Below are 15,631 nucleotides of genomic sequence, written 5' to 3' on the forward strand. Positions count from 1 at the left end.
CCGGCTCATCCTACGGACCGGCCGGCCCGGCTCCACCCTCGCCACGTCGACGTCGCTCCGAGCGCCCGAAGGGGTCCCGGCGCGGTGGTGGGTAGTGGTCCGCCGCCCGCGGGGGCGAGGCGACCCGGGGGCGGCCGAAGCCGTCGGTGCGCCGGTCACGGCTCGGGGCGTCCGGCCGACGACCCGGCGCGCCCGGACGCGCCTGCCGCTGGGCGGGCTCGCCCTCGACCCCGGTGCGGGGCGGGCGGTTGCCGTAGAGCAGTCGCTCGACCACCTCGCGGGAGTGTCGTGCCGTGCGTCGCCAGTCCTGTGCCAGAGAGGCCCCGCTGCCGGGTCCACGGCGCATGACGCGCGACATACCCTCGGCGTCGCGCAGGTTGCTCGGGACGCTGTCCACGGGCCTGCCGCGCCAGACGATGCCGGCGTCACGCAGCTGGGAGGCCACGGACCACGCCTCGAGCAGCGGCGCCCGGTCCTGCTCGCTGAGCAGGCCCGCGTCACCCGCCGCGCGCAGGGCGTCGATGGTGCTGGTCGTCCGCAGCCCTGGGTGGTCGTGGGCGTGGCGCAGCTGCAGCAGCTGGGCCACCCACTCGACGTCGGACAGCCCGCCCAGACCCAGCTTGAGATGGGTGCGGGGGTCCGCTCCGCGGGGCAGGCGCTCGGCCTCCATCCGGGCCTTGAGGGTGCGGATCTCCCGGACCGCCGAGTCCTCGATGCCCCCCTCGGGCCAGCGCAACGGCCGGATCATCTCCGTGAACGCCTCCCCCAGCGCGGGGTCGCCCGCGACGGGCCTGGCCCGCAGCAGGGCCTGCGACTCCCAGCCGGCCGACCACCGCTCGTAGTAGCTGCGGTAGCCCTCCAGGCTGCGCACGAGCGGGCCGGCCTTGCCCTCCGGTCGCAGGGCGGCGTCCAGCTCGAGCACCGGGTCGGGGCCGGTGCCGGTCAGGCCCTTGCGCAGCTCGGTGATGATCGCGGTCGCCTGCTCGGCGGCCCGCTCCGGGTCGGCCCCGGGGAGCGTGTCGTAGACGTACATCACGTCGGCGTCGCTGGCGTAGCCCACCTCGCGGCCCCCGAGGCGACCCATGCCGACGACCAGCACCGCAGCGGCGGCCTCCTCACCCCGACGGGCCAGCACCCGGCGGGTCGCCACCCCCAGCGCCCCCTCGAGGTAGGCGTCGGTCAGGTCGCTCAGGGCCTGGCGCACCTGAGGGCCCTCCCAGCCGGCCGCCAGGTCACCGAGGACGATCCTGACCAGCTCCCGGGCGCGCACCGAGCGGACCGACGCGAACGCCTCCTCGGCGCTCTCCTGGCGCACCGCTGCCGCCGTCATCCGCGCGACGAGGGCGTCCTTGTCGGGTGTCATAAGCTCGCCCTCGTCGCCCAGCAACGCGACCGTCTCCGGGCTGCGGATGAGCAGGTCCACGGCATACCTGCTCGAGGACAGGACCCGCGCGAGACGCTGCGCCGCGCTGCCCTCGTCGCGGAGCATGCCGAGGTACCAGTGGGTCGTGCCGAGCGCGTCGCTGATCTGCCGGAAGGCCAGGAGCCCGGCGTCGGGGTCGGCGCCGTCGGCGAACCAGGAGAGCATGACCGGCAGGAGGTGGCGTTGGATCGTGGCGCGGCGGCTGACCCCCTCCGTCAGCGCCTCGAGGTGGCGCATCGCGCCGGCCGGGTCGCGGAAGCCGAGGGCGGCCAGCCGCTCGCGGGCAGCCTCCGGCGACAGCCGGGCCTCGTCGGAGGACAGCCGCGCGACCGCCGAGAGCAGGGGCCGGTAGAATAACCGCTCGTGCAGCCGACGGACCTCGCGGCGCACCCCCTTCCAGCGCGTCAGGACGGCCTTGTCGGCCTCGCCGCGCTCGCCCAGGGCCCGACCGAGGCGGCGCAGGTCGGCCTCGCCGGTCGGCATGAGGTGGGTGCGCTTCATCCGGTGCAGCTGCACGCGGTGCTCCAGGCACCGCAGCAGCCGGTATGCCTCGTCGAGGGCGTGCGCGTCCTCGCGCCCGACGTAGCCCCCGTCGCGGAGCGCCGCCAGCGCCTCCAGCGTGGTGCGTGAACGCAGCCCGGAGTCGGCCCGCCCGTGGACCAGCTGCAGCAGCTGGACGCTGAACTCGATGTCGCGCAGGCCGCCGGGGCCGAGCTTGATCTGGCGGTCGACCTCCTCGCGCTTGACGTGCTGCTCCACCCGGCGACGCATCGACTGGACGTCGTCGACGAAGTTGTCGCGGCCGGCGGCCTCCCAGACCAGGGGCTCGACGATCTCCAGCCAGCGGCGACCGAGATCGCCGTCACCGGCGACGACCCGCGCCTTGAGCAGCGCCTGGAACTCCCACGTCTTGGCCCAGCGCTGGTAGTACTCCCGGTGCGAGGCCAGGGAGCGCACCAGCGGGCCGTGCCTGCCCTCCGGGCGCAGCGCCGCGTCCACCTGCCAGAGCGAGCCCTCGGCGCTGGACTCGCCGCAGATCCGCATCACCGCGGAGGCGAGCCGGGCCCCCACGGCCAGGGCCTGCGACTCCTCCTCCCCCTGCCGGGGCGCGGCGAGGAAGATGACGTCGACGTCGGAGAGGTAGTTGAGCTCCCGCCCCCCGGTCTTGCCCATCCCCACGATGGCCAGGTCGCACTGCTCCTCGCCCGGGACCTCGGCGCGGGCGAGGAGCAGCGCGCCCTCCAGCGCGGCCGACGCGAGGTCCGCGAGCGCCCCGCCCACGGCCGGCAGGAGGGCCACCGGATCGTCGCTGGTCAGGTCGGCCGTCGCGACCCGCAACAGCTGTCGACGGTAGGCGACGCGCAGGGCATCGGCGCCCGCACGTCCTTCCTGGCCCCGCACCGCCTCGACGATCGCCCACGCCTCGGGCGACCCGCCCTCGGCGACGTCCTCGATGTGCTCGGGGTGGCGCAGGAGCGACTCGCCCAGGGCCACCGACCCGCCCAGCAGGGCGAGGAGCCGGCGACGAGGCGCACCCCCGGCACGCACCACCGGCAGCGTCAGGGCGTCGGTGCGCTCGCCCCGGGCACCGGTCGAGCGCGGGTCCAGCAGGCGCACGAGCAGCAGCAGGGCCGCGTCGGGATCGGCACTGCTGCCGAGGTCGGCGACCAGGTCCGCGGTGTCGACCTCGCTGCCGCCCTCGCCCTCGCCCGCCGGAGCGAGCCGCTCGAGCACCTCGGTGAGCAGCTGCCCGGCCCGCCTGCTGTCCTCGAAACCGCCACGGGCCAGCTGTGAGGCCCCGAGCCGGTCACCCTCGGGACGGCCGCTCGCGCGCCCCTCCCGCCCGGCGCGAGCGGCGCCGGCCTGGTCGGAGGGGCGGGAGGTGGACACGGCATACCCTCGCGTCACAGGTGGAGCAGGTAGCGGTCCAGCTCGAACTGCGTGACCTGGGAGCGGTAGTCGCCCCACTCCTGCCACTTGTTGCGCAGGTAGAAGTCGAAGACCTGCTCACCGAGGACGTCGGCCACCAGCTCGGACTCCTCCATGACGGCCACCGCCTCGCCCAGGCTCTGCGGCAGCGGATCGATGCCCATCGCGCGCCGCTCGGCGTCGGTGAGGACCCACACGTCGTCCTCGGCCTCGGGGGGCAGGTCGTAGCCCTCCTTGATGCCCTTCAGCCCGGAGGCCAGGATGAGCGCATAGGTGAGGTAGGGGTTGCACGCGGCGTCGATCGAGCGCACCTCGATCCGACGTGAGTGCCCCTTGCCGATGGAGTACATCGGCACCCGCGCCAGGGCGGAACGGTTGTTGTGCCCCCAGCAGACGTGCGCCGGTGCCTCGCCGCCGCCCCACAGCCGCTTGTAGGAGTTGACCCACTGGTTGGTCACCGCGCAGATCTCCCGGCTGTGCATGAGCACCCCGGCCATGAACCGGCGGCCCGTCTGGGACAGCTCGTAGTTGGCGCCCGGCTCGTAGAAGGCGTTGCTGTCGCCCTCGAACAACGACACGTGGGTATGCATCCCTGACCCGGGGTGCCCGGCCAACGGCTTGGGCATGAAGGTCGCGAAGGCCTTCTCGTGCAGCGCCACCTCCCGCACGACCGTGCGGAAGGTCATGATGTTGTCGGCCATCGACAGCGCGTCGGCGTAGCGCAGGTCGATCTCCTGCTGGCCCGGGCCGCCCTCGTGGTGGCTGAACTCCACCGAGATCCCCATCTGCTCGAGCATCTCGATCGCAGCCCGGCGGAAGTCGTGGCCGTCGCCGCGGGCGACGTGGTCGAAGTAGCCCGCCTGGTCGACCGGGGTGGGGCCGACCGTGCGGTCGTAGGGCTCCTTGAAGAGGTAGAACTCGATCTCGGGGTGGGTGTAGAAGGTGAAGCCCTGCTCCCCCGCCACGTCGAGGGTGCGCCGCAGGATGTTGCGCGAGTCGGTGGCCGCCGGGGTGCCGTCGGGCATGTTGATGTCGCAGAACATCCGGGCTGTGCGGTCCCGCCAGGGCAGGACCTGGAAGGTGTCGGCGTCGGGCTGGACGATCATGTCGGCCTCGTAGACCCGAGTGAAGCCCTCGATGACGCTGCCGTCGATCCCGATGCCCTCGGTGAAGGCCTGCTCGAGCTCCGCCGGGGCGACCGCCACGGACTTCAGGGTGCCCATGAGGTCGGTGAACCAGAGCCGGACGAACCGGATGTCCCTCTCCTCGATGGTGCGGAGGACATACTCCTGCTGGCGGTTCATGGCCTCATCCTGCCGCATGGGGCAGGTCGCGCGTCGCCCGGGCGTAGTCGTGTCCGAGCTGCTCCAGGTCGGCCCGGTAGGTCGCGATCCGGCACCCCGGTGCACCGGGGCGCAGCTCGATGCCTTCCTCGCGCCAGTGGGGGCGGGCGCGGGCCAGCACCTCGACGGGCAGGTCGCCCTGGGCGTTGGTCACCCGCCACCACGTGACGTTGCTCCCCCAGTGGCGCATGATCGAGCCGACCTGGCGGGGGCCGATGCCGACCACGGCGGCGACGTCGCCGTAGCTCACGACCCGCCCGGGTGGCACTTGCTCCACCGCGCGCAACACCTTCTCGACGACCACCTCGTCCACGCGCCGCACGCTACCCGCCGGGTCTGACGGGGACGAGGCATACCCTGGGCGGCATGAGCGAACTCACCGTCGGGTATGCCGCGATGCTGGAGCAGTTCCACCCCTCCGAGGCGGTGGCGCTCACCGCGGCGGCGGAGGAGCACGGCTTCTCCGGGTGCATGGCGGCCGACCACTTCGCCCCGTGGGTGCCGCACCAGGGGCAGTCGGCCTTCGTGTGGAACGTCCTCACCGCCGTCGGCGAACGCACCACCGGTGACCTCGGCCCGGGTGTCGTGTGCCCGAGCTTCCGGTGGCACCCCGCCGTCGTGGCGCAGGCCGCCGCCACCCTCGAGGCGATGTACCCCGGGCGCACCTGGCTCGGCGTCGGCGCCGGGGAGGCGCTCAACGAGCACGTCCTCGGCGGCTACTGGCCGGAGGCGGGCGAGCGCTCGCGCCGGATGTTCGAGGCGGTCGAGCTCATCACCCAGCTCTTCACGGCCTCCGCCGCCGGCAAGGACACGAAGTTCGCCGGCGAGTTCTTCCGGATGGAGACCACCCGGCTGTGGACGATGCCCGAGACCGCGCCGGAGATCCTCGTCGCCACCGCCGGGCCGATCAACGCGCGCAAGACCGGGCAGCTCGCCGACGGCATCATCACCGTGGGCGCACCGCCGGAGAAGATCGAGATGCTGCTCGGCAAGTTCGCCGACGGTGCCCGTCAGGCGGGCAAGGACCCCGACACCATGCCCAAGGTCCTCCAGCTGCACCTGTCGTGGGCGCCGACCGACGAGGAGGCGCTGGCCAACGCGATGACCGAGTGGCCCAACGGCGGGATGAAGTTCGGCAAGGCCGACATCCGCAGCCCGCACGACTTCGCGGCGATGGCCCAGCTCGTGCGGCCCGAGGACTTCGAGGGCCGGATGGTCATCTCCTCCGACCCCGACGTGCACCGGGCGCACATCCAGAGCCTGCTCGACCTCGGCTTCGACCGGGTCTACCTCCACAACGTCGGCAGGAACCAGCAGGAGTGGCTCGAGGTCTTCGGGCGCGAGGTGCTGCCCGCGCTGCACCGCTGAGGGCGGCCCCGGCGTCGGGGCCTCAGTCCTTGTCGTTGAGCGGGTTGTTGTCCCAGTTGTCCTCGTCCTGCTCCTGCTCGTCCCACCGCTTGGTCTTCTCGCGGGCGATCTCCAGGGCGCGGGTCGCCTCGTCGGCGCTGCCGTAGGGCCCCAGCAGGTCCGCGGAGCGAGCGCGCTGCTCGTCGATCTCGGACTCCACCTGACCGGTCTTCGTGTTGTACCAGTACTGCATCAGCACACCTCTCGGCTCGTCGCACACGTGCCGCCGGTCCGTCGGCGGCACCTAGACTGGAGCCTATGCCCACGCTCACCCCGATCGCCCCAGGACGCGTCAGCCCCCGTCGGCCGGTGCCGGCCTCCATCGCCCGGCCGGAGTACGTCGACCGCCCCTCCCCGAAGCCGTTCCGTGGCTCGGAGGTCAAGGACGCCCAGACCATCGAGGCCATGCGTGCGGCCGGGCGGCTCGCCGCTCAGGCACTGGCCCTGTGCGGGGAGATGGTGCGCCCCGGCGTGACCACGGACGAGATCGACCGGGTCGGGCACGAGTTCCTGCTCGATCACGGCGCCTACCCCTCGACGCTGGGCTACCGGGGCTTCCCCAAGTCGTTGTGCACCTCGATCAACGAGGTCATCTGCCACGGCATCCCCGACGACCGGGAGCTGCGCGAGGGTGACATCTGCAACATCGACATCACGGCATACCTCGGCGGTGTCCACGGCGACAACAACGCGACCTTCCTCGTCGGCGAGGTCGACGAGCAGACGCGGCTGCTCGTGGAGCGCACCGAGGAGGCGCTGGCGCGCGCCATCCGCGCCACCCGCCCGGGGCGCGAGATCAACGTCATCGGCCGGGTCATCGAGAGCTACGCCAGCCGGTTCGGGTATGGCGTGGTGCGCGACTACACCGGGCACGGGGTCGGCGAGGCCTTCCACTCCGGCCTGGTCGTCCCGCACTACGACGCGGCCCCGGACTACTCGACGATCATCGAGCCCGGGATGACCTTCACCATCGAGCCCATGCTCAACCTCGGCACGCCGGACTGGACCGAGTGGGACGACGGCTGGACGGTGCTCACCGCGGACGGCCGCCCCTCGGCGCAGTTCGAGCACACCCTGCTCATCACCGACGACGGCGCCGAGATCCTCACCCTCCCCTGACCCCTCGCCCGCCGTCCTGCGGTGAGGCACGGCATACTCGGTCCAGCGAGTCAGCGGAAAGGACCAGTCATGGCGAAGAAGCACGTGCTCGGGATCGACATCGGGGGCAGCGGCATCAAAGGCGCGCCGGTTGACCTCGACAAGGGGGAGTTCGCCACGGAGCGCGAGCGCATCCCCACGCCGGAGGAGTCGACGCCGGAGGCCGTCGCCGAGGTGGTCGCCCAGATCGTCGAGCACTTCGGGGGCGACATCGCCAAGGGCTCCCCCATCGGGATCACCGTGCCGGCCGTCGTCCACCACGGCGTGGTGCGCACGGCCGCCAACATCGACCCGTCGTGGATCGGCACCGACGCCGACACGCTGTTCACCGAGCGGGTGGGCCGCTCGGTGCACGTCATGAATGACGCCGACGCCGCCGGTGTCGCCGAGATGCACTACGGCGCGGGGCGGGGCAACGAGGGCGTCGTGCTCCTCACCACGCTGGGCACCGGCATCGGGACCGCGATGTTCATGGGCGGCGAGCTGCTGCCCAACACCGAGCTGGGTCACCTCGAGATCGACGGTCACGACGCGGAGACCCGCGCCGCGAGCAGCGCCCGGGAGCGCGAGGAGCTGTCGTGGGAGGACTGGGCCGAACGGCTGCAGCGCTACTACTCCCACGTCGAGGACCTCCTGTGGCCCGACCTCATCATCGTGGGCGGAGGCGTCTCCAAGAAGGCGGAGAAGTTCCTGCCCCTGCTGCACACCCGCGCGCCCATCGTCCCCGCCCAGCTCAAGAACGACGCCGGGATCATCGGCGCCGCCTGGCAGGCCCAGCACCTAGGCTGACGAGGCAACCCGGGGGTGAGTGCCCGCCGGGAGTCAGGCCATCTCTCAGCCCCTTCGTCATCCTTCGGCCGCCAAGTCATGTGTCAGCCCCCTCGAGGGGGCTGACACATGACTTGCCGGACGACAGTGCCGGCTGGATCTGACCTCGCGGACGACAGTGCGCCGGCCCGCGCCGGGCTTTGTCCACAGGCAGGGGGGATGAGCCCGGCAGCGCGTGCCCCAGGCGTGGCAGCGTGGCTCCATGAACCCGGCTCTCGAGGGCTTCCTCCGTACCCATCACTTCGGCATCACGACCGCTGAGGCCGCCCGGATCGGCATCAACCGGGAGGTCCTGCGCCTCCTCGTCCAGCGCAAGATCCTCACGCGCGTGGCCCGAGGCGTCTACGTCCAGACGAGTGCTCTGGAGCAGGCCGCTCATGCCGCCGACCGGCACGTCCTCCGGGCTCGGCCCCTGCTGAGGAGCCGCCCGGCGGACTGGGCGGCCAGTCACCTCACCGCAACCCTGCTCTGGGACCTGCCCGTCCCCGAGGTCGACCTCGCCCGGCTGCACGTCTGCCACGCCCAGCCGGTCGGCACCTCGCGCCGACGCGCGGCATACACGGTGCACCTCTGCCCCGGCAGCGAGCGCATCGTCGTCCACGAGGGCCTCCGGGTCGTGGCTCCGGCGACCGCGCTCGTGGGCACGGCCATGAAGGTGGCCACGGGCCCCGCGGTCGCGGCGATCGACGCCGGCCTGCAGCGTCGTCAGGTGACCCGGGCCGAGCTGGAGGCCGAGCTGGACCGGGCCGCACGCGTGCCGCAGGTCGTGGCGGCCAGGCTGGCCATGGGGCGCGCCGACGGGCGCAGCGAGTCGCCGGGCGAGTCGCTGTTGCGCCTCATCCTCGTGGACCTAGGGCTCACGGTCATCCCGCAGTACCCCGTGCGCGACGGCGATGTCGTCATCGCCCGGGTCGACTTCTACCTGCCCGAGCTCGGCGTGGTCCTCGAGTTCGACGGTCGGCTGAAGTACGACGGCCATGAGGGGCGGGACGCCCTCGTGGCCGAGAAGATCCGGGAGGACCGCATCCGCTCGCTCGGCTACGGCGTGGGTCGGCTCACCTGGGGCTCCCTGCGTCAGCCGGTCGCGGTCTCGCGGGTGGTGGCCGACGCGGCCCGCGCCGCACGCCCGCACGTCATCGTCGCCAGGGCCTCGTGACCGGCGGACCGGCGCCCCACTGTCGTCCGCCAGGTCATGTGTCGTCCGCCTCGAACCGGACGACAGATGACCACGGGGACGACAGATGACGGGGCGGCTGAGAGTCAAGCGCGAGGTATGCCGTGGGCGCCCGGGAGCTGCGTCACCCGGCAGGCCTCACCACGAGGTATGCCGTGGGCGCCCCTCGTCGTAGCCCGCCGCGCCCTGGATGCCGACGACGGCGCGGATGTGGAACTCCCCGATGGTGCGTGCCCCGGCATAGGTGAAGGAGGAGCGCACGCCCGAGACGATCTGGTCGATGAGGTCCTCGACCCCGGGGCGGGCCGGGTCGACGAACATCCGGCCCGAGGAGATGCCCTCCTCGAAGAGGCCGGCCCGGGCGCGGTCGAAGGCCGACATCTCCCGGGTGCGGTGGCGGACCGCCCGGGCCGACGCCATACCGAAGGACTCCTTGTAGAGCCGCCCGTCGGCGTCCCGGATGAGATCGCCGGGGGACTCCAGGGTGCCCGCGAACCACGAGCCCACCATGACCGACCCGGCGCCGGCGGCGAGGGCGAGGGCGACGTCGCGGGGATACTTCACCCCGCCGTCGGCCCACACGTGGGCGCCGACCTCCCGGGCCGCATCGGAGCACTCCAGCACGGCGGAGAACTGCGGGCGACCGACCCCCGTCATCATCCGGGTGGTGCACATCGCCCCCGGCCCGACCCCGACCTTGACGATGTCCGCCCCGGCCTCGACGAGATCGAGGGTGCCGGTGCGGGAGACGACGTTGCCCGCCGCGATGGCGACCCGGACCCCGGTGCGGGCCTCGTGCTCGTCGCGCGCCCGGACCACCGCGGGGAGCACGTCGATCATCTTGTCCTGGTGCCCGTGGGCGGTGTCCACGACGAGCACGTCGGCGCCCGCGCCGAGGAGCTCGGTCGCCCGGCCGGCGACGTCGCCGTTGATCCCGACCGCCGCACCGATGCGCAGCCGCCCCTGGGCATCGAGCGCGGGGGTGTAGATCCCCGAGCGGACGATGCCGGTGCGGGTCAGCACCCCGGCGAGCCGACCATCCACGACGACCGGCGCCATACCGGCCCGCGTCTGCTCGAGCTGGTCGAAGGCCGCCCGCGGCTCGATGCCCTCCTCCAGCACGACCCGCGGGGGCTGCATGACGTCACGCACCGAGGAGAAGCGGTCGACCTCCTCGGTGTCCGACTCCAGCACGATCCCCACGGGCGAGCCGTCCTCGACGACGACTGCGGCCTGGTGGGCCCGCTTGGACATCACCGACAGCAGCTGCGCGACGGGGGCGCCGGGCTCGATGACGATCGGTGTCTCGTAGACCGGGTGGCTGGCCTTGACCGCCTCGATGGTGGCCCGCACCTGCGGCAGCGGGATGTCCTGCGGGAGGATCGCGATGCCGCCACGCCGGGCGACGGTCTCGGCCATGCGGCGCCCCGCGACGGCCGTCATGTTGGCGACGACGAGCGGCAGCGTCGTGCCCGTGCCGTCGGCGGTCGAGAGGTCGACGTCGAGGCGGGAGGTGACCGACGAGCGGGAGGGCACCATGAAGACGTCGTTGTAGGTCAGGTCGTGCACCGGCTCGGTGCCGTTGAGGAACTCCACGAGGAGCAAGGCTACGTGGCGGCACCTAGGGTGGCGGTATGCAGATCACCCACCTCGGACACGCCTGCCTCCTCGTCGAGGTCGGGGACCAGCGCATCCTCATCGACCCCGGCTCGTTCTCGAGCTTCGAGGACGTCGACGGGCTCACCGCTGTCGTGGTCACGCACCAGCACGCCGACCACCTCGATCCCGAGCGCGGCGGCGCCCTGCTCGCGGCCAACCCCGAGGCCCGGGTGCTCATGGAGGCGGAGACGGCGGCCACGGTCGCAGACTCGGGGTATGCCGACCGCGTCGAGGTCCTGGGTGCCGGCAGCACCGTGGAGCTCGGGTCGGGCGAGGGCGCGGTGACGCTGACCGGCGTCGGTGAGCGGCACGCGGACAACCACCCCTACGTGCCCCGGGTCGGCAACACCGGCGTCGTGGTCCGGGCCGCGGGTGAGCCGGTGCTCTACCACCCCGGCGACGCGCTGGACGGCGAGCCCGGGGAGGTCGACCTCCTGGCCGTGCCGGTGAGCGCCCCGTGGGGCAAGGTCGCCGAGGCGATCGCCTTCGTGCGCCGCCTGGCTCCTGCCCGCGGGATCGTCCCGATCCACGACGGGCTGCTCAACGACCGTGGGCGCGCGATGTACCTCACGCACATCGGGGACTTCGGCGCCGAGGGCGGCGTCGAGGTGCTCGACCTGCGCGGGGCCGGGGCCACGACGGTCTGAGCGGGACGCGCCCGGGTCAGCCGATGCCGGCCGCGCCGAAGGCGAGGCCGAGCAGGTAGGTCGCGATCGCCGCGCCATACCCGATGAGCAGCTGCCGCACACCGCGCCCTAGGGGCGAGGCACCCGAGAGCACACCCACGACGCCACCGGTGACCAGGAGCGCCAGACCCACCAGCAGCATGGCGAGGCCGGCCGCCGCGAGCCCGGTCATGCCGAAGAGGTAGGGCAGCACGGGGATGAGCGCGCCCGAGGCGAAGAAGCCGAAGCTGGACACGGCAGCGCCCCACGGGTTGAGCACGGCATCCTGCTCGTCGGCCTCGGTGGCCGCTGCCGGCACGGCGTCGTCCGGCGCCGTCCCGGCCTGCTGCACCTGACCGAGCACGTCGGCCGCGCGCGCCCGGGCGTGGTCCTTGTCCATCCCCCGGGCGCGGTAGACCAGCTCCAGCTCATTGGTCTGCAGGTCGAGGTCGCCCAGGGCATCGCGGGTGCCGTGCGCGGGCTGGGAGGCGGCGAGCAGCTCTCGCGCCGAGCGCACCGAGATGTACTCCCCCGCGCCCATCGACAGCGCACCCGCCAGGAGACCCGCCATACCCGCTGCGAGCACGACGGCGGCCGAGACGCCGGTGCCGGCCATCCCCATGATGAGCGCGAGGTTGGAGACCAGACCGTCGTTGGCGCCGAAGACCGCGGCCCGGAAGTTGCCCGACAGCTGCAGCCGGCCCCGGGCCGCCAAGCCGCGCAGCACCTCCTCGTGCACCTGCTCGTCGGCGGCCATCGAGGAGGCGGCGTCGCGCTCGTCGGCATACTGGTTGTCGGACTTGGAGCGCTGGAGCAGCGCCAGCACGAAGACCAACCCGAAGCGGCGCGCGAGCCAGGTCTGCACCCGGTGGCCGAGGGTGGCGCGCGGCGCGGGCTCGGCCCGCTCCCCCAGGAGCTGCACCCAGTGCTGCGCGTGCCGCTCCTCGGCCTGGGCCAGGGAGAGCAGGATCGACTGCTCCTCACCCTGCCGCCGCGCGGCGAGATCGCGGAAGGCGCGGATGTTGGCGTGCTCGTCGGCGAGGTGGCGTCGCCACCGCCGGACGTCGGTCGGCGCAGGATGCTGGGGAGTCACGTAGAGCCATGGTACGTGACCCATCACCGATCCCTGTCCCGGGAGGCAGGGAGCGGGACGGGGTCGCGGTAGGATCACCCGCGTGGATGAGTCGGCCAGGCGGCCGCGTCGGGCGCCCCTCGGGGTGACCCGCCGAGGAACGTCCGGGCTCCACAGGGCAAGGTGATGGCTAACGGCCACCCGGGGTGACCCGCGGGACAGTGCCACAGAAAACAGACCGCCCGCCGCCTCGGCGGTGGGTCAGGGTGAAACGGTGGTGTAAGAGACCACCAGCACGCCAGGTGACTGGCGTGGCTCGGTAAACCCCACCTGGAGCAAGACCAGATATGTGCGTGTCCGAGGGCGGCCCGCCCGAGCGCACGGGTAGGTCGCTGGAGGTATGCGGCAACGCATGCCGTAGATGGATGGTCGCCACCCTCGCAGTGCCGGTGACGGCGCGAGGGGACAGAACCCGGCGTACCGGCCGGCTCATCCACCCCTCCGGGGGTGAGCCCCGCGCACGACCTCATCCCCCGCTCGGGCGTGAGGTCCAGCGTCGCGCGGGTGTCTGGCTCAGACGGAAGTCTGCTCCAGCAGCCGCTCGAGGGTGCGGGCGACGCCGTCCTCGTCGTTGCTCGGCACCACCTCGTCGGCGAGCGCCAGGACCTCCGCGTGCGCGTTGGCCACGGCGTGGGCGCGGCCGGCCCACGCCAGCATCGGGAGGTCGTTGAGCATGTCGCCGAAGGCCCACACCTCCTCCGGTGAGACCGGCTCCGGCTGCTCGGCGCACCAGGTCGACAGCGCCAGCGCCTTGGTGACCCCGCGGCCGGTGACCTCCCCCATCTGGATCGCGCCGGAGTTGGCGACCTCGGCCCGCTCCCCCACGACCTCGGCCACCCGCGCGCTGATCTGCTCGGTGCTCCAATCGAGGTGGCGGACGAGGATCTTGCCGGCCGGCTCCTGCGCCAGGTCCTCGAGCCCACCCACGAGCCACTGACCGTCGGCCCGGTCGTCGGCGCGATGGAAGTGCGGCTCCCGTGCGAAGCCGCGCAACGACTCGGTGGCCAGCGCGGCCTGCGGCATGGCCGCCTTGAGGTCGATCAGCAGCTGCCCCACCAGGTCGGCGCTCATCAGCCGGTGCGACACGATCTCGCGCCGGGCGATGTCGTAGGTGAAGGCGCCGTTGCCGCACAGGGCCAGCGCCTCGACGCCCAGGTCGGCCAGCTCGTCCATCCAGCGCGGCGGGCGCGCCGTCACCAGGACGACCGTGACTCCGGCTGCGGCGCAGCGTGCCAGGACATCACGGGTGTAGGCGGAGACTGTGCCGTCGGTGCGCAGCAGGGTCCCGTCGCAGTCGGAGGCGACGACGCGACGGGGCGTCCTGGCCGCGCGGCCCCGAAGGGCTTCCCGGGACGATCCCCAGGGCGTGTCACCCTCCCCGGAGCCGCGCGCACCGACCGAGGTCACTGCTCGTCCCGACCCACGATCCGCAGGTCCACCTCGCCGGCCAGGATGTCGGCCCGCTCCACCCGGACGGTGATGGCGCTGCCCAGCCGAGCGCTGCCCGTCGCGACATCGCTCACGGGCGGGTCCATCAGCTGGACCTGCACGCGGTCGCCGTCCACCCCGTCGACGACGACCGCCTCGAAGTCCTCCCCGACGCGGTCGCGCAGCACGGCCGCCTCGACGGCGGTCACGCAGGCGCGGTCGACCGCCTTGGCGCGGCGCCCGGTCTCCTCCATGACGTCGGGGAGGTCGGGCAGGGCGGCGCGGGCCCAGTCGGGCACCTCCCGCCCCGCCGAGAGCGCCTCGCACACGGCGAGCCCGAATCGGTCGACCAGCCGACGCAGCGGTGCGGTCACGTGGGCGTAGGGAGCGGCGATCGCGGACTGCACCTGCTCGTCCTCCGGCGGCAGCTCGCCGTCGAAGGCGGTGTAGCCCGCCCCGCGGAAGAGGAAGGTCGCGGCGTTGACGATCGCCAGGTGACGGGTGTCCGTCCTGTCGAGGGTGCGGAGGAACTCGCCGTACGGCATACCCTCCGGCCACTGCGCACCCAACGCCTCGACCTCGCGGCGGAAGCGCGCCACCGCCCCCTCGGTGGGCTCGGGCATGGTGCGCAGGATGCCGACACCGCCGTCGAGCATGATCCGGGCCGCGACCATGCCGGTGAGCAGCGAGATCTGGGCGTTCCAGTCCTCGGCGGGCAGCAGGGGCCGCAGGCTCAGGGTGTAGTCGCAGCCGTCCTCCTCGGTGCCGACGCCGACCTCCTGCTCGGGCATCGGCAGGCTCGCCCCACCCCGGTCGATCTCGCGAGCGATCCGCAGCTCGCCGACCTCCTTGAGCAGCAGCAGGGCCTCCTCGGCGTCGCCACCGTCGATGAGCTCCTGCGCCTCGGTGTAGGTGTAGCGGCGGCGGGAGCGCACCATCGCGCGGTAGAGCTCGGCGGTCTCGCGCTCACCGTCGGCGGTGAGCCGGATGTCCCAGACGTAGGCGGGTCGGACGGCGTCCGGCAGCAGGCTCGCCGCCTCCTCGCTCAGGGCCGGCGGGTGCAGCGGCACACGGGTGTCGGGGCAGTAGATCGTCTGCCCGCGCAGCCGCGTCTCGGCGTCCAGCGCCCCGCCCTCGTGGAGGAACGCGGGGACGTCGGCGATGGCATACCGGACCCGGAAACCCGCACCGTCCCGGCTGATGTGCATCGCCTGGTCGAGGTCCATCGAGCCCGGTGGGTCGATGGTGACGAACTCCACGTCGGTCTCGTCGCGCTCGGGCAGCTCGGGGTCGGCCACCGCCTGCTCGATCTCGGCGAGCGCGGCCTCGGGGAAGGCCTGCCGGACCTCGAGGTCGTCGCGGATCGTCTGGAAGGCCTGGGTCAGCAGCCGCCCCGTCTCGGAGGCCGAGGGGTCGCAGGCCAGGCTCGTTGCTCGCTCCACCATGGCGCCCACCCTACGTGTCACGTCCGACACCTGCCCTACC

The 15,631-nt window shown here is 72.9% G+C and carries 13 protein-coding genes and 1 other RNA gene; 6 read left to right on the top strand and 8 right to left on the bottom strand.

Translation table 11 applies throughout. From position 1 onward, the window contains the following. Nucleotides 1-10: 10 nt before the first annotated feature. From FA582_RS08870 to FA582_RS08880, 3 genes are read right to left on the bottom strand one after another with little or no spacing between them, the layout of a single operon-like run. Nucleotides 11-3,313, bottom strand: coding sequence for a bifunctional [glutamine synthetase] adenylyltransferase/[glutamine synthetase]-adenylyl-L-tyrosine phosphorylase (locus FA582_RS08870; RefSeq protein ID WP_010146574.1), 3,303 nt, complete (start codon nucleotides 3,311-3,313; stop codon nucleotides 11-13). A 14-nt stretch (nucleotides 3,314-3,327) separates the two neighbouring features. Then, nucleotides 3,328-4,656: a glutamine synthetase family protein gene (locus FA582_RS08875; RefSeq protein ID WP_010146573.1), complete on the bottom strand. Its 1,329-nt coding sequence runs from the start codon at nucleotides 4,654-4,656 to the stop codon at nucleotides 3,328-3,330. 4 nt (nucleotides 4,657-4,660) lie between these two features. Then, nucleotides 4,661-5,008, bottom strand: a complete 348-nt coding sequence (locus FA582_RS08880) for an MGMT family protein (RefSeq protein ID WP_010146572.1) — start codon at nucleotides 5,006-5,008, stop codon at nucleotides 4,661-4,663. A 53-nt stretch (nucleotides 5,009-5,061) separates the two neighbouring features. Between FA582_RS08880 and FA582_RS08885 the strand changes: the two genes are divergently transcribed. Beyond that, complete coding sequence (locus FA582_RS08885) at nucleotides 5,062-6,063, top strand: TIGR03557 family F420-dependent LLM class oxidoreductase (RefSeq protein WP_010146571.1); 1,002 nt, start codon at nucleotides 5,062-5,064, stop codon at nucleotides 6,061-6,063. Nucleotides 6,064-6,085: 22 nt separating this feature from the next. On the opposite strand, the gene FA582_RS08890 is transcribed toward FA582_RS08885, so the two are convergent. Beyond that, entirely contained in the window at nucleotides 6,086-6,295 is a 210-nt protein-coding gene (locus FA582_RS08890; protein ID WP_033228590.1) for a hypothetical protein, read from the bottom strand. 65 nt (nucleotides 6,296-6,360) lie between these two features. Here FA582_RS08890 and map point away from each other — a divergent pair, with 65 nt between their 5' ends. The 3 genes from map (at nucleotide 6,361) to FA582_RS17715 (ending at nucleotide 9,244) form a co-directional block, all read left to right on the top strand. Continuing rightward, nucleotides 6,361-7,221 (top strand): type I methionyl aminopeptidase, encoded by an 861-nt coding sequence (gene map, locus FA582_RS08895; RefSeq protein ID WP_010146568.1) that lies wholly within the window; start codon nucleotides 6,361-6,363, stop codon nucleotides 7,219-7,221. 69 nt (nucleotides 7,222-7,290) lie between these two features. Next, a complete protein-coding gene (gene ppgK, locus FA582_RS08900; RefSeq protein WP_010146567.1) occupies nucleotides 7,291-8,049 on the top strand; it encodes a polyphosphate--glucose phosphotransferase in 759 nt (252 codons plus the stop codon). Nucleotides 8,050-8,290: 241 nt separating this feature from the next. Then, nucleotides 8,291-9,244 carry a type IV toxin-antitoxin system AbiEi family antitoxin domain-containing protein gene (locus FA582_RS17715; protein WP_010146566.1) on the top strand — a complete coding sequence of 318 codons (954 nt, stop codon included), beginning with the start codon at nucleotides 8,291-8,293 and terminating at the stop codon, nucleotides 9,242-9,244. A gap of 156 nt (nucleotides 9,245-9,400) precedes the next feature. Here FA582_RS17715 and FA582_RS08910 read toward each other — a convergent pair whose 3' ends face one another. After that, the gene (locus FA582_RS08910) at nucleotides 9,401-10,858 is read right to left on the bottom strand and encodes a GuaB1 family IMP dehydrogenase-related protein (protein WP_010146565.1); all 1,458 of its coding nucleotides are present in this window, start codon (nucleotides 10,856-10,858) and stop codon (nucleotides 9,401-9,403) included. Nucleotides 10,859-10,896: 38 nt separating this feature from the next. Between FA582_RS08910 and FA582_RS08915 the strand changes: the two genes are divergently transcribed. After that, the gene (locus tag FA582_RS08915; protein WP_010146564.1) at nucleotides 10,897-11,568 is read left to right on the top strand and encodes an MBL fold metallo-hydrolase; all 672 of its coding nucleotides are present in this window, start codon (nucleotides 10,897-10,899) and stop codon (nucleotides 11,566-11,568) included. A 16-nt stretch (nucleotides 11,569-11,584) separates the two neighbouring features. On the opposite strand, the gene FA582_RS08920 is transcribed toward FA582_RS08915, so the two are convergent. Then, nucleotides 11,585-12,703: a VIT1/CCC1 transporter family protein gene (locus FA582_RS08920; protein ID WP_051125096.1), complete on the bottom strand. Its 1,119-nt coding sequence runs from the start codon at nucleotides 12,701-12,703 to the stop codon at nucleotides 11,585-11,587. A 63-nt stretch (nucleotides 12,704-12,766) separates the two neighbouring features. Here FA582_RS08920 and rnpB point away from each other — a divergent pair. After that, nucleotides 12,767-13,154: RNase P RNA component class A (gene rnpB / locus FA582_RS08925), an RNA gene on the top strand. A gap of 77 nt (nucleotides 13,155-13,231) precedes the next feature. Here the strand turns inward: rnpB and FA582_RS08930 are convergent. Continuing rightward, on the bottom strand, nucleotides 13,232-14,125 hold the full coding sequence (locus FA582_RS08930; protein ID WP_010146562.1) for an HAD family hydrolase: 894 nt from the start codon (nucleotides 14,123-14,125) through the stop codon (nucleotides 13,232-13,234). Continuing rightward, a complete protein-coding gene (locus FA582_RS08935) occupies nucleotides 14,122-15,591 on the bottom strand; it encodes an RNB domain-containing ribonuclease (RefSeq protein WP_010146561.1) in 1,470 nt (489 codons plus the stop codon). Before FA582_RS08935 ends, FA582_RS08930 begins: the two co-directional genes overlap by 4 nt. Nucleotides 15,592-15,631: the final 40 nt, after the last annotated feature.

The organism is Serinicoccus profundi, assembly GCF_008001015.1.
Classification (GTDB): domain Bacteria; phylum Actinomycetota; class Actinomycetes; order Actinomycetales; family Dermatophilaceae; genus Ornithinicoccus; species Ornithinicoccus profundi.

Coding starts and splice junctions, on each gene's coding strand:
- ppgK (WP_010146567.1), top strand. CDS start 7,291: ATGGCGAAGAAGCACGTGCTCGGGATCGACATCGGGGGCAGCGGCATC.
- FA582_RS08935 (WP_010146561.1), bottom strand. CDS start 15,591: ATGGTGGAGCGAGCAACGAGCCTGGCCTGCGACCCCTCGGCCTCCGAG.
- FA582_RS08890 (WP_033228590.1), bottom strand. CDS start 6,295: ATGCAGTACTGGTACAACACGAAGACCGGTCAGGTGGAGTCCGAGATC.
- FA582_RS08920 (WP_051125096.1), bottom strand. CDS start 12,703: ATGGGTCACGTACCATGGCTCTACGTGACTCCCCAGCATCCTGCGCCG.
- map (WP_010146568.1), top strand. CDS start 6,361: ATGCCCACGCTCACCCCGATCGCCCCAGGACGCGTCAGCCCCCGTCGG.
- FA582_RS08875 (WP_010146573.1), bottom strand. CDS start 4,656: ATGAACCGCCAGCAGGAGTATGTCCTCCGCACCATCGAGGAGAGGGAC.
- FA582_RS08915 (WP_010146564.1), top strand. CDS start 10,897: ATGCAGATCACCCACCTCGGACACGCCTGCCTCCTCGTCGAGGTCGGG.
- FA582_RS17715 (WP_010146566.1), top strand. CDS start 8,291: ATGAACCCGGCTCTCGAGGGCTTCCTCCGTACCCATCACTTCGGCATC.
- FA582_RS08885 (WP_010146571.1), top strand. CDS start 5,062: ATGAGCGAACTCACCGTCGGGTATGCCGCGATGCTGGAGCAGTTCCAC.